Origin of the sequence: Microbacterium sp. (assembly GCF_031178525.1) — a bacterium.
In the GTDB taxonomy this organism is placed as follows: domain Bacteria; phylum Actinomycetota; class Actinomycetes; order Actinomycetales; family Microbacteriaceae; genus Microbacterium.
Map to the genome: position 1 here is coordinate 1 of NZ_JAPSJA010000010.1, position 21,725 is coordinate 21,725.

Sequence of the window (21,725 nt, forward strand, 5' to 3'; positions counted from 1 at the left end):
GCGATCGTCGCGACGCCCACCGAGAGCACGATGACGGCCAGCGAGACCCAGTTGTTGATCTCGGGCGCCCATTCGACGTGCTGTCCGCCGTTGATGAAGGGCAGCTCGTTGACGTGCAGGGCGTGGAAGAAGAGCTTCAGACCGATGAAGCCGAGGATGAACGCCACGCCGTAGTGCAGGTAGCGCAGCTTCTCGAGCAGGTCGCCCAGCAGGAAGTACAGCTGACGCAGGCCCATCAGGGCGAAGATGTTCGCGGTGAAGACGATGAACGGGCTCTGCGTGAGGCCGTAGATCGCGGGGATCGAGTCGATCGCGAAGATCAGGTCGGTCACGCCGATCGCGATGAACACGAGCAGCATCGGCGTGAAGAAGCGCTTGCCGTCGATCGTGGTGCGCAGCTTGTTGCCGTCGTACTGCTCGCTGATGTCGATGAAGCGGCGCAGGAACCGCACGATCGCGGTCTCCTCCTTCTTGTCCTCATCGTGCTTCTCGGGCATCGCCTGACGGATCGCGGTGAAGACCAGCCACGCGCCGAAGATGTAGAAGATCCACGAGAAGTTCTCGATCAGCGCGGCGCCGACCAGGATGAACGCGGCACGCAGCACGAGCGCGATGATGATGCCGATCATCAGCACCTCCTGCTGCAGCTTCCGCGGCACCGAGAACTGGGCCATGATCAGCACGAAGACGAAGAGGTTGTCGATCGACAGGCTGTACTCCGTCAACCAGCCGAGCAGGAACTCCTGCGCCGGCTGCCCGCCGGCGAAGATGTACATCAGCACCGCGAAGATCAGGGCGAGCGCGACGTAGAAGACGACCCAGAGGGTCGACTCCTTCGTGGACGGGATGTGCGGCCGCTTCAGGATCAGCAGCAGGTCCGCGAGGAGGATCGCCGTCAGCACGACGAGCGATCCCACCTCGAACCAGAAGGGTAGAGCGAGGTCCATTCAGGGCCTTTCCGGTACGGCCTCCTGTGAGGCGCGGCAATTCTCGAGAGTCTCTCCCCCGCCGCGGACGGCGGTGCGGCCCGGGACTCCACCGTCGAAGTCCGTGATGACGAGCGCGCGCTGACGGGATACTCCCTCTCGCTCGCTCAAGGATAGCGGGCGCGCATCCGATCCCCGCCCGCCGTGGACGCTCCGGCGGGCGTGCGGGCACGGCGCGGCAGCGCGCGTTAGCGAACCGAGACGATAGGCCCGCTCCGGACACTGACAGGGTGAGAGACGACGGTGACCTGTCCGGTCGCCGTCGCAGGAAGACGCCTCAGGACGGAGACCATGGAGATCCCCGGCACAAGCGACGCCGCGCTCGTCGCCCGCGCGGCGGACGGCAGCGAGCAGGCGTTCCGGCAGCTGTACCGCCGGTATGCGCGCCCCGTCTACTGGATCGCGCACGGGCTGCTGCATTCCCCGGCCGACGCCGAAGACGTGGTGCAGGAGACCTTCGTGGTGGCGTGGCGCAGATTGCCGGGCTTCGAGCTCGCCGGAGAGTCGCTCCTGCCCTGGCTCGCGACGATCTGCCGGTTCCAGGCGGCGAACCGTCGGCGGGCGCTGCGGCGCGTCGAAGCCGACCAGCTCGATGAGCGCTCCCCCTCCGCGGCGGACGTCGAGCAGCAGGTCATCGACGCCGAGCTGGCCGAACGGATCCTGCGGGCGGTCGAGGGACTGAGTCCGCTCGACCAGCGCATCTTCCGGTTGTGCGTCGGCGAGGGCTACGCGTATCAGGCGGCGGCCGAGCATCTCGGCGTCGCGCACGGCGTCGTGCGCAATCGTCTCTCCCGCATCCGAACGAGACTGCGGACCGTCGTGAGAGAGGAGGCGTCATGAACACGGATGTCAAGGATGAGCTGCCCGATGTGTCCGAGGAGACTCTCGCCGGCATCGAGGATCGAGTGTTCCGGATCATCGCCGAGGAGCGCGGGTCACGGTCGTCCGCCGCGCGGCGGCGACGGCGTCTCTGGCAGACCGTCGGCGTCGCCGCCGCGCTCGTGACCGTCGCTGCCGTGATCTCCCCCGCCGTGCTGCACAGCATGGGCGGAGGCGGCGCCGTGACATCGGCCGAGGGCGGCGCCGTCGACGAGGCGCCCGCCGCACCGGAGTCGTCCGGCGCGGGCTCCGCCGAGGAGTCGGCGGAGGGAGGCTTCCCGGGCGGTGAGCTCGCCGACGACTCCGCACAGGGGACGGTCCCGCGCGACGGGACCGTCACCTTCGGCGGCGGCGAGGCCGGGGCGGATCCGCTCGTCGAACAGGAGATCATCCGCACCGGATCTGCGAGCATCGTCGTCGACGACGCCGCGGAGGCCGCGGAGGCGATCGTGACGCTCGCGGCGGAGCACCGCGGCTGGGTCGAGCAGCTGTCGATCGGCGCCGACCAGTCCTTCACGGCGCCGGAGGCGACGGACGACACCGTGTGGGTCCCTGACGACGGCGGCTATGTGACGGTGCGCGTGCCGGCGGATCAGCTGGATGCCGCCATGGAGCAGCTGGACGAGATCGGCGAGGTCGCGAGCACGCGCGTCGGCACGGAGAACGTCACTGCGCAGGCCGTCGACCTGCGGGCGCGGATCGACGCCGCGCGCGCCTCGGTGGAACGCCTCACGGAGCTGCTCGCCAAGTCCGGGAGCGTGGGCGATCTCGTACAGGTCGAGAGCACGCTGTCCGAGCGCCAGGCCGAGCTGGAGTCGCTCGAACGCCAGCTGGAGACCCTCGAGGGTCAGGTCGCGATGTCGACGCTGTCCGTCTCCCTCCTGCGCGAGGCGCCACCGGTCGAGCCCGACCCCGCCGGCTTCGGCGACGGCTTGGAGACGGGGTGGAACGGGCTGCTCGCGACGCTGAACGGCATCGTGGTCGCGCTCGGCTTCCTGCTTCCGTGGGTCGGCGTGCTCGCACTGGCCTGGCTGGTGGTGTGGAGCATCCTGCGCGCGCTGCGTCGGCGACGGCGCGACCGCGCCGCGGAGTAGGCGACGTCGGATCGAGGGAACGGGCCGACTGCTCCGTCGCCGTAGCATGGTCGGACCTGCGCAGCGAGGAGGACTGTTGACTTCGACCCACCCGTACGCGTCCAAGCCGTGGCTGTCGGCGTATCCGTCCGATGTCCCCGCCGAGATCGGCGAGGTGACGCAGACGCTGCCCGCCATGCTCGCCGAAAGCGTGAGACGCCACGGCCGGAGGATCGCGCTCGAGTTCTTCGGCGCGACCATGACGTACCGCGACCTCTGGCGGGAGATCCAGCTCGCTGCAGAGGGGCTGCGGCGACGAGGGGTCGCGAAGGGCGACCGTGTGGCGATCGTCCTGCCGAACTGCCCGCAGCACGTCATCGCCTTCTACGCGGTCCTGCGCCTCGGGGCGATCGTCGTCGAGCACAACCCGCTCTACACCGCACGCGAGCTGCGACACCAGTTCGAGGACCACGGGGCGCGTCACGCGATCGTGTGGGACAAGGTGCACGACACGGTGGCGGAGTTCCCCTCCGACATCCGCCCCGACGTGATCGTGAGCGTGGACATCACGGCGGCGCTGCCGCTCGCGAAGCGCATCGCACTGCGCCTGCCCGTCCGGAAGGCGCGCGAGACGCGCTCCAAGCTCACCGCCCGGCCGACAGGTCGCCGCATCCTGTCCTGGAAGGACCTCACCGGCGGCCGCGGCCTGCGGCGCTCCGTCGCCGGGCCGGAGCTGAACGACGTCGCTCTGCTGCAGTACACGAGCGGCACGACCGGAGCACCCAAGGGCGCGATGCTCTCGCACCGCAACCTGCGCGCGAACGCGATGCAGGGCGAGGCATGGGTCCCGGGTCTGCGGAAGGGCGCCGAGACGTTCTACGCGGTGCTTCCGCTGTTCCACGCGTATGGCCTGACGCTGTGCCTGACGTTCGCCATGAGCATCGGCGCCAAGCTCGTGCTCTTCCCGACGTTCGACGTGGACCTGGTGGCAGAGGCGGCGCGCAAGAGCCCGCCCACCTTCCTGCCGGCCGTGCCGCCCATCTACGACCAGCTCGCGCGCGCTGCCGCGCACGGCCGGCTCGACGTGAGCAGCGTGCGGTTCGCCATCTCCGGTGCGATGAGCCTGCCCGTGGCGACGGTGGATCGCTGGGAGGACGCCTCGCGCGGGCTGCTCGTCGAGGGGTACGGCATGACCGAGACCTCCCCCGTCGCCCTCGGCAACCCGATGGGCCCCACGCGCCGCCCGGGCACGGTCGGCGTGCCGTTCCCCAGCACCGAGATCCGCGTCGTCGACCCCGAGGACCCGTCGACGGACCTGCCGCCCGGCGAGCCCGGCGAGCTGCTCGTCAGGGGTCCGCAGGTGTTCGGCGGCTACTGGCAGCGCCCTTCCGAGACCGCCGCCGTGCTGCTCGCCGACGGCTGGCTGCGCACGGGCGACATCGCGACGGTGTCGCCCGATGGGTTCGTCACGATCGTCGACCGGCTCAAGGAGCTGATCATCACGGGCGGCTTCAACGTCTCGCCGACCGAGGTAGAGCAGACGTTGGAGTCCCATCCCGATGTGAGCGCGGCGGCGGTCGTCGCGGTGCCGCGCGGTGACGGCGGAGAGGCCGTCGCGGCCGCGGTCGTGCTGCGCAAGGGCGCGTCGGTCGATCTCGGCGGCCTGCGCGACTTCTGCCGCCTGCATCTGGCCGAGTACAAGGTGCCCCGCCGGATCGTCGTGATGGACGACCTGCCCCGCTCCCTCATCGGCAAGGTCCTGCGACGCGAGGTGCGCCAGCGCATCAGCGGCAAGTGACGGCGCCTCGGCGCCGTCACCGGCGCCGAGGCGCGAAAACGACGAGAGCCCGATCCTGATGGATCGGGCTCTCGTCATGTGTGTGACCCCAGCGGGATTCGAACCCGCGTTACCGGCGTGAGAGGCCAGCGTACTAGGCCGCTATACGATGGGGCCGTGCTGTGGGTCCTTCCGGACCCCGTTCCCGTTTCCGGCAACTAGAAGAGTATGACATGAGGTCCGGGCGGTGAACAAATCGGGGCGCGCCCGTGCGGCATCCCGCGCGTGTCGCGTCAACCCCGATCCGCCGATCCGGCGTCGATGATTGACTCGTCTCATGCGCATTACGAAGCACGAGCACGCCGCCCTCCGCATCGAGGCTCACGGGTCGACGCTCATCATCGATCCGGGCAGCTTCACGACCGTGCTCGGCGAGCTGCACGCACTCGCCGCCATCGTGATCACGCACGAGCATGCCGATCACTGGACGCCCGAGCAGCTCGAGCGCATCTTCGCGGCCGCTCCCGACGTGCCGATCTTCACGACCGCGGCCGTCGCCGCGGCCATCCACGAACACGACGTCACCGTCGTCTCCCCCGGTGACGAGCTGGCGGCGGGTCCGTTCTCGCTGCGGTTCTTCGGCGGCGCGCACGAGCAGATCCACTCGAGCATCCCGGTCGTGGAGAACGTCGGGGTGCTCGTCGACGACCTCCTCTACTACCCGGGCGACTCGTTCGCCATGCCGGAGGGCGTCGAGGTCGACACGCTCGCCATCCCGACCGGCGGCCCGTGGCTGCACCTCGGCGCGGCCATGGACTTCACCCTGGCCGTTCAGCCGCGCCGCGCCTTCGGCACGCACGACATGACGCTCTCGGTGGCGGGCCGCGCCATGCATCTCGCCCGGCTCAAGTGGGCGACCGAGCAGCACGGCGGCGAGTTCCACGCGCTCGACCCCGGGGACAGTCTCGACATCTGAGCGAGACCGCCCCGGCGGCCGGCGTCACTCCTTGGGGTCGGCGCCCGCCTGAGCCGCCTGCTCGGGATCGTCCTCCACCCAGATCGCCGGGGTCGGTCCGCCGGGCGGCGGCACGGGTCCACCCCACGGGGCGGAGCCCGCGTCCGCAGGCTCCTGGGCCCGGTATCCCGCGGGAAGCTCGTCGACGGTGCGGCCGCCCTCGGGGCCGCCCTCCAGTGCATATGCCATGCGTGAACGCTATGCCGCGCGGCTCGCACCGGGAAGACGGTTGACGGCGCGACCGAATGGCGTCAGGCCCTCTCGCCGAGCACCCTTCCGGTAGCCGACGGGAGGTCCGGCGCGGCGTCGCTAAGATCGCGACGTGGAGTTCTGGGGCGCGCGGCCTGCGGGGGTGAACGCCGTGTCGGGACCGGGCACGCGCACGCGCTCGATCTGGCTCACTCAGCTCGCCCTGACCGCGACCGTCGTCGTGATCTCCCTCGTCGTGCAGGGACTGACTCCCGACCGCATCGCACACTGGACCTTCGGAGCGGGCGCCGCGCTCATCATGATCGTGTCGATGTTCGCGCTGGCGGCCCCCTGGCGCCGACTCCCGCGCAACGCCGTGGCGGCCGTCCCGCTCGCCGACATCGTCGGCATCGGGCTCCTCGCCGCCGGAGACGACCTCCAGCTCGGGTTCCTCTGGGTGTTCCCGATCATCTGGATCGCCACGCACTTCTCGCTGGGCCTGCTGGTCACAGCGCTCGCGGGCGTGGTCGCCATCATGCTCGCCGATCTCGCGCTGACGGGTGGCAATGACATCCTCGCGCTGCGCATCGTGGTGACCGAGCTGTGCCTGGCGTTCATCGGCCTGACGGCCCATGCCGGATCGCGGCAGACGCGCGCCTTCAAACGCCTGCTTCGCGCGCAGACCGCCCGCATCCAGACCACTCTCGACCGGGTGAGCGAGCAGGAGCGCAACGTCTCGCTGATGATCAACGCGATCGATGTCGGCATCGTCCGGCTCTCGGCCGACGGCGAGCTGATCGCCATGAACGACACTTACGCGCGCCTTCATGGCGTCGACCGTCACGACCCGTGGCATCCGGCTCGCGCCGTCGAGTACGGCGAGCACGGCGGTCTCCCGCTGCCGGAGCAGGACCGTCCGCTGCAGCGCGCCGCGCGCGGCGAGACGTTCGACGACGAGCGGGTGTGGCTGTTCGACGCCGCAGGCCAGTGGCGCGCGCTGTCGGTCGCCGCTCGCCGGCTGGACGGGAGCGAGGCCGAGCCGCCGTCGGTCCTGCTCGTCGTGCACGACGTGACCGCCCTGATCGAGTCGGAGCGCGTGCGACAGCGGATCGCCGCCGTCGTGTCGCACGAGCTGCGCAACCCGCTCACGGCCGTGATCGGCCATGCGGAGCTCGGGGTGGAGGATCCCGGGCTGCCGGACGCCGCGCGCCGCAAGTTCGACACCATCCGGCGCGCGGGCGAGCGCATGGAGCGGCTCCTGGATCAGGTGCTGCGCGCCCCCGCGCAGCCGACGGCCGATCACGAGCCGGCCCGCGCGGAGCTGCGCTCGATCCTCGAGAGCTCGATCGAATCCTTCCAGCCCGCGGCCGCCGCCCGCGGACTCCGGCTCGAGCTGGACGCTCCCGAGCGCGTGCCGCTCGCCGGTGACGGCTTCCGCCTGCGTCAGGTCGTCGACAACCTCATCAGCAACGCGATCAAGTACACGCCGCGGGAGGGCACCGTCCGGGTGTCCTGCGACATCGAGCAGGAGGAGGTCGCCGTGACCGTCGCCGACACGGGCATCGGCATCGCGCCCGAGGACGTCGGGCGCGTGTTCGAACCGTACTTCCGGGCACAGACGGCGCGCGAGTCCGAGATCCAGGGCACGGGGCTCGGGATGGCGATCGCGCGTGAGATCGTCGTCGCCCACGCCGGTTCGCTCGATCTCGCGAGCGAGCCGGGCGTCGGCACCACGGTCACCCTGCGGCTTCCGCTCGCCACCGCCGGGGCCCTGCGATGACCGTCGCCGACCTCGGACTGCTTCCGCAGATCGCCCTGTGCACCCTCGCCGCCGTGCTGATGGTCGGACTGGGCTTCCTGCCGCGTCCGAGCCCTGCGACGCTGCTCTGGTCCGCCGCGTTCGTGTCCGCGCTGATCTACGCATCGCTCACCTCGACCGCCGCGGAGCTGGGTGCCGAGACGCTCCGCCGCGCGGCGCTCGGGGCCCTCCTGACACCGCAGGCGCTGATCTGGGCGGGACTGCGCGCGTGGCGCGGCGCGGCGTCCCACTGGTGGCTGGTGCTCCCGTTCACCGGTGCGTCGGCAGCCGTGCTCGCGCTGGTCGACGACGGCCCCGCGTTCAGCATCGCGTTCCGCGTCGTGTACCTCGCGGCCGCGGTGTTCCCCGCGCTGACCCTGCTCGAGCTGCGGCGCATCCCCGAACGACGGAACCGGATGCTGCTCCCCCTGGCCGTCATGTCCGGTGCCTTCACGGTGATCGCGATCGTGAACGTCGCGATGATCCTGACCATGCCGGCGTCCGGCACCGCGGATCTCACGCTCACCCGCAACGTGAACTCGCTCGGGATGCTGGTCAACATCGTGTGCTCGCTCGTCACGCTGCTCTGGCTCGCCCAGCGGTCGGTGCCTCAGGAGCACCACGATCCGGCGCACTGGCAGCACTTCTCGGCGGTCGCCACGGACCGGCTGCGCCGTGCCCAAGAACGCGGCGAGCGATCCTGGTCGGTTCTGAGCGTGCGGCTGGACGACGCCGACGACGTGCGGCAGGCGTGGGGCGAGACCGCCTTCGTGGAGCTCGCGCAGGCCTTCGAGCGGCGCGTGCAGCGCGCGTTCCCGGCGGAGGCGGACATCGGCCACCGAGCCCAGGGCTGGCTGGTCGTGCTCGTGCCGCGGGCCACCGAGGTGCTGCGCGAGCAGGTGCGCACGCTGCTGCACGACGTCGTGTCCCTGCACGAGACCGTGAGCGCGACCGTCCGGATCTCGGCGAGCATCGGATGGGCCTCCGTCGGCGACTCCGGATACGACCTCGACCATCTCGTGCGCGTCGCGGACCACGCCCTCGAGGAGGCCGCCGTCGAGGGCGGGGACCGCTGGCGACGTGTGCGCGCCTGACGCGCGCGGCGGCCTCCACCGCGCGCGTCCGCGTCAGGAGCGCTCGACGTCGAGCACGACCACTGCCCAGGACAGGGGCGGCAGCGTCGCCCGGAGAACACCATCGGCGAGAGCGACGTCGCGCAGGGCGACGAGACCGACGCGATCCTGATCCTGCTCGACGTTGGCGGCGAAGCGATCGGCTCCCTCCGGCACCGTCAGGACCTCCGCCGAGCGGACGCGGACGGCGTCGAGTCCGTGCAGGTCCAGCGTGACGTCGCCGGACTCATCGAGCGAGCGATTGGCGAGGAACAGCGCGACGGTGCCGGTCTCCTCATCCCACGTCGCCGCGGCGTCGATCGCGTCGACGTCGCCGAACTTCTTCGTTGGCAGCTGCGACGACTCGACAGCGAGCCGCAGGATGCGCCCGGTGGCGAGCTGCGACATCCGCGCGAACGGCCAGAAGATCGACTGCCGCCACGCCGCCCCGCCCTCCTCCGAGCGGATCGGCGCGATCACGTTGACGAGCTGTGCCTGGTTGGCGATCCGGACGCGGTCGCCGTGGCGCAGCAGGCTGTGCAGGAAGGTGCCGACCACCACCGCGTCGGTGACGTTGTAGGTGTCCTCGATCAGGCGCGGGTGCTCGCGCCACGCCTTCGAGACCTGGTGCGGCTGGTCGTCGGTGTCGAGGCCGTGCTGGTACCAGACGTTCCACTCGTCGAACGAGATGTCGACCTGCTTGCGATGCTTGCCCGCCGCCTTGACCGCGTCGATCGTCGCGATCACGCCGTCGATGAACGAGTCCATGTCGACGGCCTCGGCCAGGAACGACGCGGCGTCGCCGTCGCTCTCCTGGTAGTAGGCGTGCATCGAGACGTAGTCGACCTCGTCGTATGCGTGCGTCAGGACGGTGTGCTCCCAGGAGCCGAACGTCGGCATGGCGCGCGACGACGAGCCGACCGCCACGAGCTCGATCGACGGATCGACGAATCGCATCGCCTTCGCGGTCTCGTTCGCGAGGCGGCCGTACTCGTGGGCCGTCTTGTGGCCGATCTGCCACGGCCCGTCGAGCTCGTTGCCCAGGCACCACAGCTTGATGTCGAACGGATCGGCGGCCCCGTTCTTCCGGCGCAGGTCGGACCAGTACGTGCCACCGGGGTGGTTGGCGTACTCGACCAGCGCTCGCGCCTCCTCGACGCCGCGCGTGCCGAGGTTCACAGCTTCCATCACCTCGACCTCCGCCGTCCTCGCCCAGTCGACGAACTCGTGCAGGCCGAACGCGTTGGTCTCGATCGTGTGCCAGGCCCCGTCGAGGCGGCGCGGGCGATCCTCGACCGGGCCGACGCCGTCCTCCCACAGGTATCCGGAGACGAAGTTGCCGCCCGGGTAGCGGATCACCGTGGGCCCGAGCTCCTTCACGAGCTGCAGCACGTCGGTGCGGAACCCGCGCGCGTCGGCCTGCGGGTGACCGGGCTCGAAGATGCCGGTGTACACGCAGCGGCCCATGTGCTCGACGAACGAGCCGAACAGGCGGCGCGGCACGTCGGCGATCGTGAAGTCGCGGTCGATGACGATGCGGGCGTTGGTCATTGCTCTCCTTGTGGGGGTCGGGGCGCGGTGCGCGCGAGGGCTCGCCGGTTCGGGGTCACGTGCCGCCGAAGCCGGTGGTGGCGACGCCCTTGACGATCTGCTTCTGGAAGATGAGGAACACGATGATGAGCGGCAGCGCCGCCAGCACGGCCTGCGCCATCACCTGCGCGTACTGCACGCCGTAGGCGCTGATCACGGTCTGGAGCCCGACCGGCAGCGTCATGAGAGTGGTGTCGCTGATGACGAGGAAGGGCCACAGGAAGTTGTTCCACGCGCCGATGAAGACGAAGATCGCCACGGACGCGAGGATCGGCCGGGACAGCGGTAGCACGATCGACCAGAACACGCGGAACCGGTTCGCGCCGTCGACGCGTGCGGCGTCCTCGAGCTCGATCGGCACCTGGTCGAAGAACTTCTTCAGGATGAACACCATGGCCGGGGCGACGATCTGCGGCAGGATCAGTCCCCAGTGGGTGTCGACCATGTTGAACACGAGCATCTGGTAGAACAACGGGATGATGAGCGCCTGCGGCGGCACCACGATCGCAGCGATCACGACGACGAACAGCCATTTCCTGCCCCGGAAGTCGAGCCGGGAGAACGCATACGCCGCGAGCGCGGAGATCGCGACGGTCAGCACGGTGACCGCGGCCGCCGTCCACAGGCTGTTGAGCGCCCACAGGTAGACGTTCCCCTGCGACAGGATCGCCGAGAACGCCTCGGCGGTCGGACCTGTCGCCCCGATCCAAGTCGGTTCCCCCGACGCCGCGTCGGTCTCGGTCTTGAACGCCGTCGCGACGGCCCACAGGAACGGCAGCAGCCACCCGATCGCCAGCAGCGCCAGGATGACGAACGCCAGGATGCGCAGCGGCCCGAACGGCTTCGCCCCGGGCTTGCGACCGGCGCGCAGGCTGGGGTTCACCAGCGTCTCGGTGACGGTGGACATCACTGCTCCTTCCGGCGCCGTGTGACGAGCGCCTGGGCGACGCCGATGACGACGATGAGGGCGAAGAACACGTAGGAGATCGCGGCCGAGTAGCCGAATCGGTAGCCGACGAAGCCGGCCTCGTACATGTACTGCACGATGGAGCGCGTCGTGTCGCTCGCGACGCCGCCGAGCATCTGGTACGCCTGGTCGAACAGCTTCAGGGACGCGAGGATCTGCAGCATGACGATCAGCACCGTGACCGGGGCGAGCTGTGGGAGCGTGATCGACCACAGCTGGCGCAGCGGTCCCGCGCCGTCCAGCGCGGCCGCCTCATACTGCTGCGCGGGGATGTTCTGCAGCGCGGCGAGATAGAGCAGGAAGTTGAACCCGACCGTCCACCACACGGTGGCGATGATGATCGCGTTCATGTTCGTGTCGGGGTTCTGCAGCCACGCGAGCGGCTCGAGCCCGAACGACTCGAGAATCGCGTTGGCGGCGCCGATCTGCGGGTTGAAGATCCAGACCCAGATCTGGGAGATGACCGTCGAGGCCAGCAGGAACGGCATGAAGAACGACAGCCGCCACAGCCACTGACCGGGGATGCCGCGATCGACGAGCACCGCCATGAGCAGGGCGATGAGCACGAGCGGGATGGTCGAGATGACGGTGAACCACAGGGTGTTGCCGATCGATCGCCACATTGTCGGGTCGGCGAGCGCCTCGGCGTAGTTCGCGAAGCCGACGAACGCGCCGCCCGCTCCCGTGAGGGACTGATCCGTGAAGCTCAGGTAGAGGCCGTGCACGACGGGCCACACGAGGAACAGCACGAAGGCGACGAGGAACGGGGCGAGGAACGCCCACCCGACGAGCTGCTCACGCCGGGTCGTGCCGGCATGCATCTCACGCCCCACGGCGGCCCCCGTGACGATCGTGCGCGTCCGGGCGTTGTCGGTGATCGCGCTCATGCCTGCCACGCCCCCTTCGGGTCAGCCGGGTTGGGCTGGGCGAGCAGGCGATCCACCCGCTGGAGGAAGGCGTCGATCGCGGCGGCCGGGTCGGCTCCGGTCAGCAGCACGGGCTGCACCGCGGCGCCGAAGTCGCTCTGGAAGTTCGATCCGGAGCCGGTGAACCACGCGGCCGGGTCGTAGTTCACGTACGAGGCGGCCTCCGCGTAGTGCGCCTGCGGCACGAGGTCGGAGTACTCCGGCGACTCGGTGACCGGCAGATAGGCGGGCACGTGCCCGGCACCCGCCCAATCGAAGGATCCCTTGAGCAGGTCCGCCGCGAACCGGTACACGAGGTCGCGCCGGGCCGGGTCCGGACGCGACTGGTGCGGCAGGACGAACGAGTGCGAGTCGGCGTAGACGGCCTTCGTGCCGTACAGCGTGGGGATCAGCGTCGCGTCGAACGGGATGCCCGCCGCCTCCATCGTGCGCAACTCCCACACGCCGGTCACGAACATGCCGCTGCGGCCCGTCGCGAACTCGGCGACCGCGGTGCCGTAGTCGGCCTCGGGCTGCGCGATGTCGCCATCCAGCAGCGCCTGCATGAAGGCCAGCGACTCGACCGCGACGTCCTTGTCGAGCACGGCGGGACCGCCCTCGGGAGTCTCCATGGCGAGGCCGTGCTGCGCGTACAGCGTGTAGAACAGGCGCCACATCTGGGCCCCGTCCCCCAGGTACCCGTACGACAGGCCGTGTCCCTCGCCGCCGTTCGCATCTCGCGCCGCGGCCGCCACGTCGCGAGCGACCTGGAGGAAGTCATCGGGGCTCGTGATCTCCCTCAGCCGACCGCCGCTGTCCAGCACGCCGGCCGCGTCGCAGATGTCACGGTTGTACATGAGCACGAACGGGTGCGCGTCGAGGGCGAGGCTGTAGAGCTTGCCGCCCGCGTGCCCGCGCTCCCAGATCGGCGCCGGGAACGTGGACTCGTCGATGCCGAGCTCGGCGAGCCGGTCGAGATCCCACGTGTCCAGGAGGCCTCCGGGTGCGTAGCCCGTGACCCGGGTCGCGTGCATGATCGCGACGTCCGGTGCGCGTCCGCCTGCGCCCGCCATCGCGAGCTTCGTGTAGTACGGCGTTCCCCAGGCCAGCACGGTCGAGCGGACGCGATAGTCGTCCTGCGCGGCGTTCACCGCGTCGAGCATCGACGACATCGTGACGCCGTCGCCGCCCGAGAGCAGATGCCAGAACTGCAGCTGCTGCGGGCCGCTCGCGCTGCCGGCCGGCGCGCAGCCCGCCAGCAGCGAGACGCCGGCCGTCGCCGCCATTCCGGCGAGGAACTGCCTCCGGGTGAGGTTGATCGGTGGTGTCATGTCACTCCCTTGTGACGCGTGAACCGCGATGGCGACATCATTACATCGATGTAATCCTCGGCACAAGGACTTCCGTCCGACTCCGCGGGCGTCAGCCGGTGCGCGTGGTGCTGCCGCGCACGACGACCTCGTGCGGCACCGTCACGGAGCGCGGCGGACGCGAGCGGTCGCTCATCCGGCTCTCGAGCAGACCGATGGCCTCGCGCGCGAACGTCGTGAGGTCGAACCGCACCGTCGTGAGCTGGGGCGTCGTGAACCGCGACAGCTCGACGTCGTCGAACCCCGTGACGAGCACGTCGTCCGGCACGCGGATGCCCCGCGCATGCAGCGAGTGCAGGACGCCGCTCGCGATCGAGTCGGTGAACGCCACGACCGCGTCGAACGCGACGTCGCGCGCGAGCAGCTCGCCGATCGCGGATGCCCCGGAATCGGGCGTCCATGGGAAGTGGTGCACCTCGAGCGCCGCGTCGTTCGGGATGCCGGCCTCGTCGAGCGCGTCGTGATAGCCCGCCAGGCGCAGGCGGCTCGTCGCCGTGGCGCGTTCGGCGTCGCGATCGCCGCCGACGACGGCGATCCGCCGCGCACCACGCTCGATCACGTGGCGCGTGATGTCCCGCGCGGCGCCGCGGCTGTCGATTCCCACGTGGTCGGTCTGCGGCTGCTCGACCTCGCCGATCAGCACCACGGGCGGCAGGAGCTCAGCCCTCGTGACGGCGCTGTCCTCGAGTCGGATCGGGTTCAGGATGAGCCCGTCGACCAGATGAGCGCGCGCCCGTGACAGCAGGGCGTACTCCCGTTCGGGCTCGGCGGCCGTCTCCTCCACCTGCAGCGCGAAGCCGCGCTCGTGCGCGACCTCGACGAGGCAGTGCAGCAGCGCCCCGGAGAACGCGGTGGTCAGGTCGGGCAGCGCGGCCGCGATCGTGCCGGATCGGCCGTTGCGCAACCCGCGCGCGCTGAAGTTGGGCACGAACTGGAGGGTCTCCATCGCCGCCTCCACACGCGCGACGGTGTCGGGGCGCACGAACGTCGTGCCCGTGACGACGTTCGACACCGTCTTGGGCGACACGCCCGCCAGCATCGCCACGTCCTTCATGGTGGCGCGCCCGGTCCTCCCCGCCATCGGGCCAGGATAACGCCAAGGCGCTTCCCGCCCGCGTCACGCCCGCGTCCGGTCCGGGGCGCCCGCCGTCGGGAGGGGCCTCACCCCCTGCTCGCGCCGAGAGCAGCGGCGGCCTCAAGACCCGCCCGGAGGCGACTGCGTGAGCGGTGCGGCGAAGAACGCGAGCTCGTGAGCGGACGAGACCCGGAACGCCTCGCGCATGTCGGCGCGCTTGTGCTCCCCCACCGCGGCGGCGGCTCGCGTGACGATGTCGATCGCCCGCCGCGTCGAGGCCGCGAACGTCTCGTCCGCGTAGGTGTCCAGCCAGGACCGGTAGAGATGCTCGGGGTGGGACAGGGCGTGCAACCGGATTCCGACGTCCTGGTAGAGCCAGAAGCACGGCAGCACGGCGGCGATCAGCACGGCGTAATCACCCCGGGCGGCGCAGGCGAGCAGATGATCCAGATACGCGGTCGTCGTCTCGCTGGGGCGAACGGCCTCGAGCGCCTCGGGTGTGAGCCAGCTCTCGTGCAGCTGCAGCTCCGCCGCGATGGCCCCCTGCGCGGCTCCGGCCCAGAAGGCCTGCTCGTCGGGTGTCGGCGCGAGGCCGCTGGCCGCCGCGAGCACGCGGGAGTAGTCGCGCAGGTAGAGCGCATCCTGCGCCAGGTACCAGAGGAACGCGCCGCGGTCGAGGGTGCCCTCGCCCAGTCCCCGGAGGAAGGAGAGCTCGTCGATGCCCGTCCGGATTCCCCGGATGTCCTCCCACCAGTCGCTTTCGACCTCTTCCGCCGTGGGACGCGTGACGATGCCGCCGCGGTCCCAGAGACCGGCGAGATGGCTCACCGGTCCGTGACCCGCGCCCACCTCGAGGCTCGCGCCGTGGCGGATGCTCTCGGCGAGCCAGCGCTTGGACTCCCCCACCGCTTCGATCCAGTCTTCCGAGCGCGCGTACCGGGTCGCCAGCGCGGAGGACAGCGAGCAGCCGGTGCCGTGCGTGTTCGTCGTGTCGATGCGGACGCCCGGGAACTCTGCGACCGCGACCGCCTCGCCGCGCGCGTCGACGAGGGCGTCGGGCAGATCGGCTCCCGCGAGGTGCCCGCCCTTCGCGAGCACGCGCACGCCGTAACGCGCGGAGACGCGTGCCGCCTGCGCCACGACCGCCGTCCAGCCGTCCGCCGTCGGCTCGTCGGCGAGGATCGCCAGCTCCGGGATGTTGGGGGTGAGCAGGTGAGCGCGCGAGCTCAGCTGGCGCAGCGCCTCCTCGGCGTCCTCATCGAGCAGGCGGTCGCCGCTCGTGGCGACCATCACCGGGTCGAGCACCACCACCGGCGGGTCGACGCGATCGAGCCACTCCCGGACGGCGCGGATGACGTCCGCCGTGGCGAGCATCCCGATCTTGACCGCGTCGATCTCCACGTCGTCGGACACCGCATCGAGCTGCTCGGCGAGGAAGGCGACCGGTGGCACGTGCACCGAACGGACGCCGCGCGTGTTCTGCGCGACGAGCGCGGTGACGACCGCCATGCCGTAGCCGCCGTTCGCGGCGATGCTCTTCAGATCCGCCTGAATGCCCGCGCCGCCGGTCGGGTCGGTGCCCGCGATGCTCAGCACCCGAGGCACCCGCCGGACGCCGGTCATGATGCCGCGCTCCACGCCGCGCGCAGCTCGCGGGCGGCGGACGCGGGGTCGGGGGCCGAGCAGATCGCCGAGACGATCGCGGCTCCGGCCGCGCCCGCCGACCGCATCGCCGGCAGATCCGCGCTCGTCACTCCCCCGATCCCGACCGCCGGCAGCCCGCTCTCGGCCACCAGCGAGGCGAACCGGGCGAGGCCCAGCGGCTCGGGCGCGTCCTTCTTCGTCGCCGTCGCGTGCACCGCCCCGATGCCGACGTAGCCCACTCTGGCGGGACTCGCGGCTGCGAGACGCAGCTGCTCCGGTGTGGATACGCTGAGGCCGATGACGGCATCCGGACCGACCAGCCGGCGCACCGCCGTCACGGGGAGGTCGGACTGGCCGACGTGCACACCGGCCACCCGGGCTCCGGCGTCCCGCGCGGCGAGGAACACGTCGACGCGGTCGTTCACCAGGAGCGCCACCTCGGAGGGCAGCGCCTCGGCGGTGCGCAGCACCGTCTCCAGGAACGCCCGGGCGGGCGCATCCTTCTCGCGCACCTGCACCGCCGTCACGCCGTTGCGGGCGGCCGCCTCCACGAGTTCGACCAGATCGTGACCGGCCGCCGCAGCCAAGCGTGCATCCGTCACGAGGTACACCGACAGATCGACGTTCACGACAGCACGGCCCGAGCGCGGATCGTCGAAGCGTCGACCGCGGCGAGCTCGTCGAGGAACGCCACCTGGAAGCTGCCCGGCCCCGCGGCGCGTTCCGCTGCGAGCTCCGCCGCGACCGTGTAGACGGCGATCGCGGCGACCGTCGTGGCGAACCGGTCGTCGTCAACGGCGGCGAACGCAGCCATGACAGCCCCGAGCGCGCAGCCGCCGCCGGTGATCCTCGTCAGCAGCGCGTCGCCGTTCGAGACCCGCACGAGGTCCCGTCCGTCCGTCACGACGTCAACGGGGCCCGAGACCGCGACGACCGCCCCGGTGCGCTTCGCCAGCCCCCTGGCGGACGGGATCGCGGCGTCCACGCCGTCGGCGGCGTCCACCCCGCGCCCGCCCGCGCCGTCTCCGGTCACCGCGATGATCTCCGAGGCGTTGCCCCGCACCACGGTCGGTCGCAGATCGCGCAGCACGTGGCTCAGCGGCGTGCGCACCGGCAGCGAGCCGACAGCGACCGGGTCGAGCACCCATGGTGTTCCGGCGACGTGCGCTGCCTCCACCGCTTCGCGCATCGCCTCCCGCTGCTCACCGGTCGGTGTTCCGAGGTTCACCAGGAGCCCGGACGCGGCGCCCGCGAACGGGCCGGCCTCGCCGGGGATGTCCACCATCGCCGCCGACGCGCCGAGAGCGAGGAGCGCGTTGGCGGTGAAGCCCGTCACCACGCTGTTGGTGATGCACTGCACGAGCGGCGCTTGAGCGCGCACCTCGTCCAGGGCGGAACAGGCGAAATCGAGCAGGTCTTCCGGCGTGCGCGTCATGCGCGACATCCCTTCGCTAGTACGAACTAGATCAGGTTCGACGGGTGTGATCTCAGCCCCGCGGGGCACCCCGTGTCACGTGTTGGGCTCCAGGCTACCCGCATCGCCGCGCAGCGCGGCAATCCGGTTAAGCGGGTTCGCGACACTGGCGTCCCCGAGCGCACCCCGCCGCTTCCGCCGAAGGCGTCACGACCCGCCCGGCCGAGTGTTGTCCACGGTCAGGTCGACCTTGAGAGTGGACTCGCCGCCCGACACGCTCCTGGCAGAGAGCAGCAGGTAGTACCTGCCGTCCGGCACCGCCTCCCACCGTGCCGGGATCGTCAGCGAGTCGGTCGTGGGCATCCACTGAGAGCCCTCGATCGTCGGCACCCGGCGTCCCGCTGCCGTATACAACTGCGCGTGATACGCGTGCGGATCGTTGTCCACCACCGTCATCGTGATCTCCCCCGTGCCCCGCACATACGAGCCGTCAGCGACACTCGACGTGATCACCGGAGGCGGCTCCGCCCTGAACGAGTAGACGCCACCGGCGGCGACCCGGTAGACGTCGTAGCCGTCCTCAGTGCGCAGGTAGGTGGATCCCGCGGAGCCGGTGGTGCCGTCTCCGTCGGCTCGCGGCACCCAGACCTCACCGGCGGTGCCGTCGGGAGCGGAGACATCGAGATCCAGCACGCCGTCCTCCTTCGCCCACGACACGTCGATCGCGCCGTGCGGCGTGGGCACGCTCCCCTTGCTCCAGTGCAGATCGGCCGGGTGCGGCTGCACCGTCCACGTGGCGAATCCCGGTTCGACCGGCTTCACGCCCAGCAGGTAGGCCGACATCCCCCACGTCGGACCGCTGGCCCAGCTGTGCGCGAGGCTCTTGTATGCGTCGGTGAGGTCCCCGTTCTGCTGATGGTTCTCCCAGAACGCGCCCGTGTAGAACGGGTCGGAGGGATCAGCCATCCGAGCCCACAGCGTCTTGATGAGCGTGAGCGCGTCATCCGCGTTCCCGGCTTCGAAACGGGCCGCCAACTCGAACCCCGAGATGTGCGTGCTGATCAGGGTGGAGTTGTTCGCCTCCTGAGAGAACGGCTGTGGGCCCTGCTCGCCCCAGAGGTGCGCCTTGAGATACGCCAGGACCCCATCGACCTTCTCCTCGGGTGCGACGCCCCACAGGATCGCCATGACGTTCGCGTCCTGAGGCACGGCGTCGCCCGATCGGTCGTTCGTGTCGACGTTCGACATCTTGTAGACGCCGCGGGCCGGATCGAACAGGGTGGCGTTGATCGACTCCTTGACCTGCGCCGCACGCAAGTCCCACTCCGTTGTGTCGGTCGCCCAGGTCGCCGCTGCGGGGTCGTCCGGGTCGTTCGCGATCAGGTGACGGGCCAGCCAGACCGCCTCGGTCAGGGCACGGTAGTAGAGCACGTTGGTCGCGGTGACCGTGCCGGCTCGTCCGCCGTCGTAGAAGTCCCAGTCCCGCCCGTCGGCGTCCGTCGTCACGATCAGGCCATCGGGGTTCGCCAGACTCCGGTTGTAGTCCATCTGGGCCTTCAGGCGGTCGTACTGCTCGATGCCGAACGTCAGATCGCCGGAGTACCGGACATAGTCGACGACGCCGATCGGGAAATAGAGGGAGTATGCGGTGGAGTAGAACTCCGCCACCGGCGGCCGACTCGTCCAGTTCGCGGACTCGCCCGGCACCGAACCGTCCGTCGCTCGGCGCGCGCCGAGGACGTCGATCGCGTTGCTGACGTAGTCGGATCCCTGCGCCCCGTACCCGAACGCGGTGTACGTCGAGCGCCCCGCGTGGAACAGGTCGCCGGCCCAGATGCGACGGTCGCGCTTGGCGCCGTCGAGGATCACCGGGAAGGAGCTGCTGTTCTGGGCGCCGCGCGGAACCATGTTGGTGTCGACCGTGTACGCCCCGGTGTACCAGATGTCGTTCAGCGTCTCGTCGCTGGAGAGGAACCATCCCCGGTAGTCGTCCGCGGCGTAGTTCGGAAACCGGGATTCCACACCGACCTTCGAGATCGTGACGGTGCCGGGCGTGGTGAGCGTCAGTGCGTGGAAGCGGATGCCTCCTTGAAGCGCGTTCGCGGGGGTGGCGTAGGTGCCGGCGCCCGTCACCTTGAAGACGCTGCTCCGAGGCGATCCCACCCCGGCGCCGAGAAAACCGGCATCGTCGCCGGCCACGACGCCTGGCGTGCTGGTCACCGGGGCGTCCGCAGGGTGGGACTTCTCGAGCGGTTCGACTTCCACACCGGTGCGAGGAGTGCGGATCGTGGTTCCCGCCGGGAACGCCTCCGCCGCCGCGGGAGCGAAGGACACCCCGGCGCCGCTGAACACGACGGGCGCGCCCGCCGGATGCGCCGCCTTTAGCGGCGTGACTCCGACGTCCGAACCCGCCGGACCCTGCGTGCCGACGCTCGTCACCGTGACCGGTTCGCCGTTCACGGCGAGGACGTCGCCGACCTGCCACCCGGGCCCCGACCCGACCGTGATGTTCGTGTCGCCCGCGGCTGCGTCGACGGCGAGGGGCGTCCGGTTGGACGGACGCCCGACCTCGGTCACCGTCACGGACTGCAGCGCAGCCCCGGTTCCGATCAGCAGCTCCGACCCCACGGGGAAGTCCTCGGTGTTCGTGACCTCAACGTGCGTGGCGCCGGCGGCGATCGGCGCGAACGCGGCCGAGGTTTGGGCCGCGAGTCCGACCGAGACGATCTCGACCGTCTCCTGGTCGTCGCCCGAGCCGATCACCAGCGACTGCCCGACGGCGAGGTGAGAGGTGCTCGTGAGGTACACCGTGTCGTCGCCGGCGGCGGCCGGCTTCACGAGGAGTGATCCGTTCTTCCGGATGACGTACCTGAGGCTCTCGCTGTACGCCATCCGCACGCCGACCGTGCCGGATGCCGATTCCGCGGTGAAGTACGGGAGGCCGCCGACGATCGGACCGTAGTCGAGGATGACGTACGGGGCTTGGCCTTCCCCGTCCCAGGTGAGCGTCGCCGAACCACTGCCGTCCGCGACGAGCGCGGTCGCGTTCGTGACGTCACCGGACACACCGGCGACGACTTCGGGAACGAGGTCGGTCTCGCCCGTGCCCAGCACCTCGTCCTGCCACTCCGACGGGCCGGCAGCAGCGGGCAGCGCGTTGCCGGTCGACATCGCCAGTGCGGCGATCAGTGCTCCGACAGCTCCGACCGAGGCAGCCCGTCTCACAACCTTCGCGCGGAGCGCGCGGTGAAGCCGACGCGCAGGGGATGGCGAACGCATGTCTCCTTCGAGAACTCGAGCATGAACATCCCGCGTGCCGGGAACCGCTGACGTGCCAGCGGACCACACTTCGAGAGCGTGAATCGACTCGGCCTCCCCGTAACGATAGGACGGACCCCACCGACCGTGAGCCCCGTTCACCGAATGGCCTCACACCGTTCGATTCGACCACCGGCACCGGGCACCGGGCCGTGTGCGCCCGAGAGCTGCGAGTCTCGACGGTCATCCTCGTGGATAGCCTGACGACGTCAGGCGCGACATCTGGACATGGAGGAGACCGCATGAGCCGCCCGAGCCGCTCGACCGCCACGGCCGTCCTGATCATGGTCGCGATCCTCGTGGCGATCGCGGCTGTCGTCTTCTCCGGCGTGCTCGCGGTGTGGCTCGATCCCGACGATGAGACGCCGGCGGCGGTTGCCGGAGCGTCGCTTCTCATCGCGCGAGCATGATCACGCCGTGCAGACGAGAAAACCCCCGCCGGAGCGGGGGTTTTCTTGAAGCTGGGGTACCTGGACTCGAACCAAGAACAACTGAACCAGAATCAGCCGTGTTGCCAATTACACCATACCCCAAGGGCGTCCGGCCGAAGCCGTACCGAGGGTCTAGCTTACCCGACCGCGCGGGTGCCTCCAAACCGGACGCGTCACCATGG

Annotated in this window: 18 protein-coding genes, 2 tRNA genes and 1 riboswitch; of the genes, 7 read left to right on the forward strand and 13 right to left on the reverse strand. The window is 70.3% G+C overall.

The genetic code is table 11. The annotated features are described in order from the left end of the window. Positions 1–947, reverse strand: a 947-nt coding sequence (locus tag RIF89_RS01650) for a TerC family protein (RefSeq protein ID WP_309067425.1), incomplete at its 3' end; no start/stop codon positions are given. 330 nt (positions 948–1,277) lie between these two features. On the opposite strand from RIF89_RS01650, the gene RIF89_RS01655 reads away from it, so the two are divergent. The 3 genes from RIF89_RS01655 to RIF89_RS01665 all read left to right on the forward strand — a co-directional run bounded on the left by RIF89_RS01655 (position 1,278) and on the right by RIF89_RS01665 (position 4,736). Continuing rightward, positions 1,278–1,826: a sigma-70 family RNA polymerase sigma factor gene (locus tag RIF89_RS01655; RefSeq protein WP_309067426.1), complete on the forward strand. Its 549-nt coding sequence runs from the start codon at positions 1,278–1,280 to the stop codon at positions 1,824–1,826. After that, entirely contained in the window at positions 1,823–2,959 is a 1,137-nt protein-coding gene (locus RIF89_RS01660; RefSeq protein ID WP_309067427.1) for a DUF4349 domain-containing protein, read from the forward strand. Before RIF89_RS01655 ends, RIF89_RS01660 begins: the two co-directional genes overlap by 4 nt. Before the next feature lie 76 nt (positions 2,960–3,035). Then, positions 3,036–4,736 (forward strand): long-chain-fatty-acid--CoA ligase, encoded by a 1,701-nt coding sequence (locus tag RIF89_RS01665; protein WP_309067428.1) that lies wholly within the window; start codon positions 3,036–3,038, stop codon positions 4,734–4,736. An 83-nt stretch (positions 4,737–4,819) separates the two neighbouring features. Here the strand turns inward: RIF89_RS01665 and RIF89_RS01670 are convergent. Then, a tRNA-Glu gene (locus tag RIF89_RS01670) sits at positions 4,820–4,892 on the reverse strand. Between the two features lie 160 nt (positions 4,893–5,052). Here RIF89_RS01670 and RIF89_RS01675 point away from each other — a divergent pair. Further along, positions 5,053–5,691, forward strand: coding sequence for an MBL fold metallo-hydrolase (locus RIF89_RS01675; RefSeq protein ID WP_309067429.1), 639 nt, complete (start codon positions 5,053–5,055; stop codon positions 5,689–5,691). A gap of 24 nt (positions 5,692–5,715) precedes the next feature. Here RIF89_RS01675 and RIF89_RS01680 read toward each other — a convergent pair whose 3' ends face one another. Continuing rightward, positions 5,716–5,919 carry a hypothetical protein gene (locus RIF89_RS01680; RefSeq protein ID WP_309067430.1) on the reverse strand — a complete coding sequence of 68 codons (204 nt, stop codon included), beginning with the start codon at positions 5,917–5,919 and terminating at the stop codon, positions 5,716–5,718. A 133-nt stretch (positions 5,920–6,052) separates the two neighbouring features. On the opposite strand from RIF89_RS01680, the gene RIF89_RS01685 reads away from it, so the two are divergent. Together RIF89_RS01685 and RIF89_RS01690 are read left to right on the forward strand one after the other, a co-directional pair. Further along, positions 6,053–7,699, forward strand: a complete 1,647-nt coding sequence (locus tag RIF89_RS01685) for a PAS domain-containing sensor histidine kinase (protein WP_309067431.1) — start codon at positions 6,053–6,055, stop codon at positions 7,697–7,699. Further along, positions 7,696–8,811 (forward strand): diguanylate cyclase domain-containing protein, encoded by a 1,116-nt coding sequence (locus tag RIF89_RS01690; RefSeq protein WP_309067432.1) that lies wholly within the window; start codon positions 7,696–7,698, stop codon positions 8,809–8,811. The genes RIF89_RS01685 and RIF89_RS01690 overlap by 4 nt, the downstream gene beginning before the upstream one ends. 33 nt (positions 8,812–8,844) lie before the next feature. Here the strand turns inward: RIF89_RS01690 and RIF89_RS01695 are convergent, their stop codons facing one another. From RIF89_RS01695 to RIF89_RS01735, 9 genes are all read right to left on the reverse strand, one after another. Beyond that, positions 8,845–10,380, reverse strand: coding sequence for an alpha-N-arabinofuranosidase (locus RIF89_RS01695; RefSeq protein ID WP_309067433.1), 1,536 nt, complete (start codon positions 10,378–10,380; stop codon positions 8,845–8,847). 55 nt (positions 10,381–10,435) lie between these two features. Then, the gene (locus RIF89_RS01700) at positions 10,436–11,326 is read right to left on the reverse strand and encodes a carbohydrate ABC transporter permease (RefSeq protein ID WP_309067434.1); all 891 of its coding nucleotides are present in this window, start codon (positions 11,324–11,326) and stop codon (positions 10,436–10,438) included. After that, the gene (locus RIF89_RS01705) at positions 11,326–12,273 is read right to left on the reverse strand and encodes a carbohydrate ABC transporter permease (RefSeq protein WP_375294417.1); all 948 of its coding nucleotides are present in this window, start codon (positions 12,271–12,273) and stop codon (positions 11,326–11,328) included. The genes RIF89_RS01700 and RIF89_RS01705 overlap by 1 nt, the downstream gene beginning before the upstream one ends. Beyond that, complete coding sequence (locus RIF89_RS01710) at positions 12,270–13,622, reverse strand: substrate-binding domain-containing protein (protein WP_309067435.1); 1,353 nt, start codon at positions 13,620–13,622, stop codon at positions 12,270–12,272. The genes RIF89_RS01705 and RIF89_RS01710 overlap by 4 nt, the downstream gene beginning before the upstream one ends. 91 nt (positions 13,623–13,713) lie before the next feature. Continuing rightward, positions 13,714–14,742 (reverse strand): LacI family DNA-binding transcriptional regulator, encoded by a 1,029-nt coding sequence (locus RIF89_RS01715; RefSeq protein ID WP_309067436.1) that lies wholly within the window; start codon positions 14,740–14,742, stop codon positions 13,714–13,716. 114 nt (positions 14,743–14,856) lie between these two features. Then, complete coding sequence (locus RIF89_RS01720) at positions 14,857–16,359, reverse strand: bifunctional hydroxymethylpyrimidine kinase/phosphomethylpyrimidine kinase (protein WP_309067437.1); 1,503 nt, start codon at positions 16,357–16,359, stop codon at positions 14,857–14,859. Next, a complete protein-coding gene (gene thiE / locus RIF89_RS01725) occupies positions 16,356–17,009 on the reverse strand; it encodes a thiamine phosphate synthase (RefSeq protein WP_309067438.1) in 654 nt (217 codons plus the stop codon). The genes RIF89_RS01720 and thiE overlap by 4 nt, the downstream gene beginning before the upstream one ends. Then, complete coding sequence (thiM, locus tag RIF89_RS01730) at positions 17,006–17,815, reverse strand: hydroxyethylthiazole kinase (protein ID WP_309067439.1); 810 nt, start codon at positions 17,813–17,815, stop codon at positions 17,006–17,008. The genes thiE and thiM overlap by 4 nt, the downstream gene beginning before the upstream one ends. Continuing rightward, a riboswitch (TPP riboswitch) is annotated at positions 17,807–17,898 on the reverse strand. Its footprint overlaps the gene before it by 9 nt. A gap of 103 nt (positions 17,899–18,001) precedes the next feature. Beyond that, the gene (locus RIF89_RS01735; RefSeq protein ID WP_309067440.1) at positions 18,002–20,965 is read right to left on the reverse strand and encodes an alpha-L-rhamnosidase C-terminal domain-containing protein; all 2,964 of its coding nucleotides are present in this window, start codon (positions 20,963–20,965) and stop codon (positions 18,002–18,004) included. Between the two features lie 389 nt (positions 20,966–21,354). Between RIF89_RS01735 and RIF89_RS01740 the strand changes: the two genes are divergently transcribed. Then, positions 21,355–21,522: a hypothetical protein gene (locus RIF89_RS01740; RefSeq protein ID WP_309067441.1), complete on the forward strand. Its 168-nt coding sequence runs from the start codon at positions 21,355–21,357 to the stop codon at positions 21,520–21,522. A 51-nt stretch (positions 21,523–21,573) separates the two neighbouring features. On the opposite strand, the gene RIF89_RS01745 is transcribed toward RIF89_RS01740, so the two are convergent. Continuing rightward, positions 21,574–21,645: transfer RNA gene (locus RIF89_RS01745), tRNA-Gln, on the reverse strand. Positions 21,646–21,725: the final 80 nt, after the last annotated feature.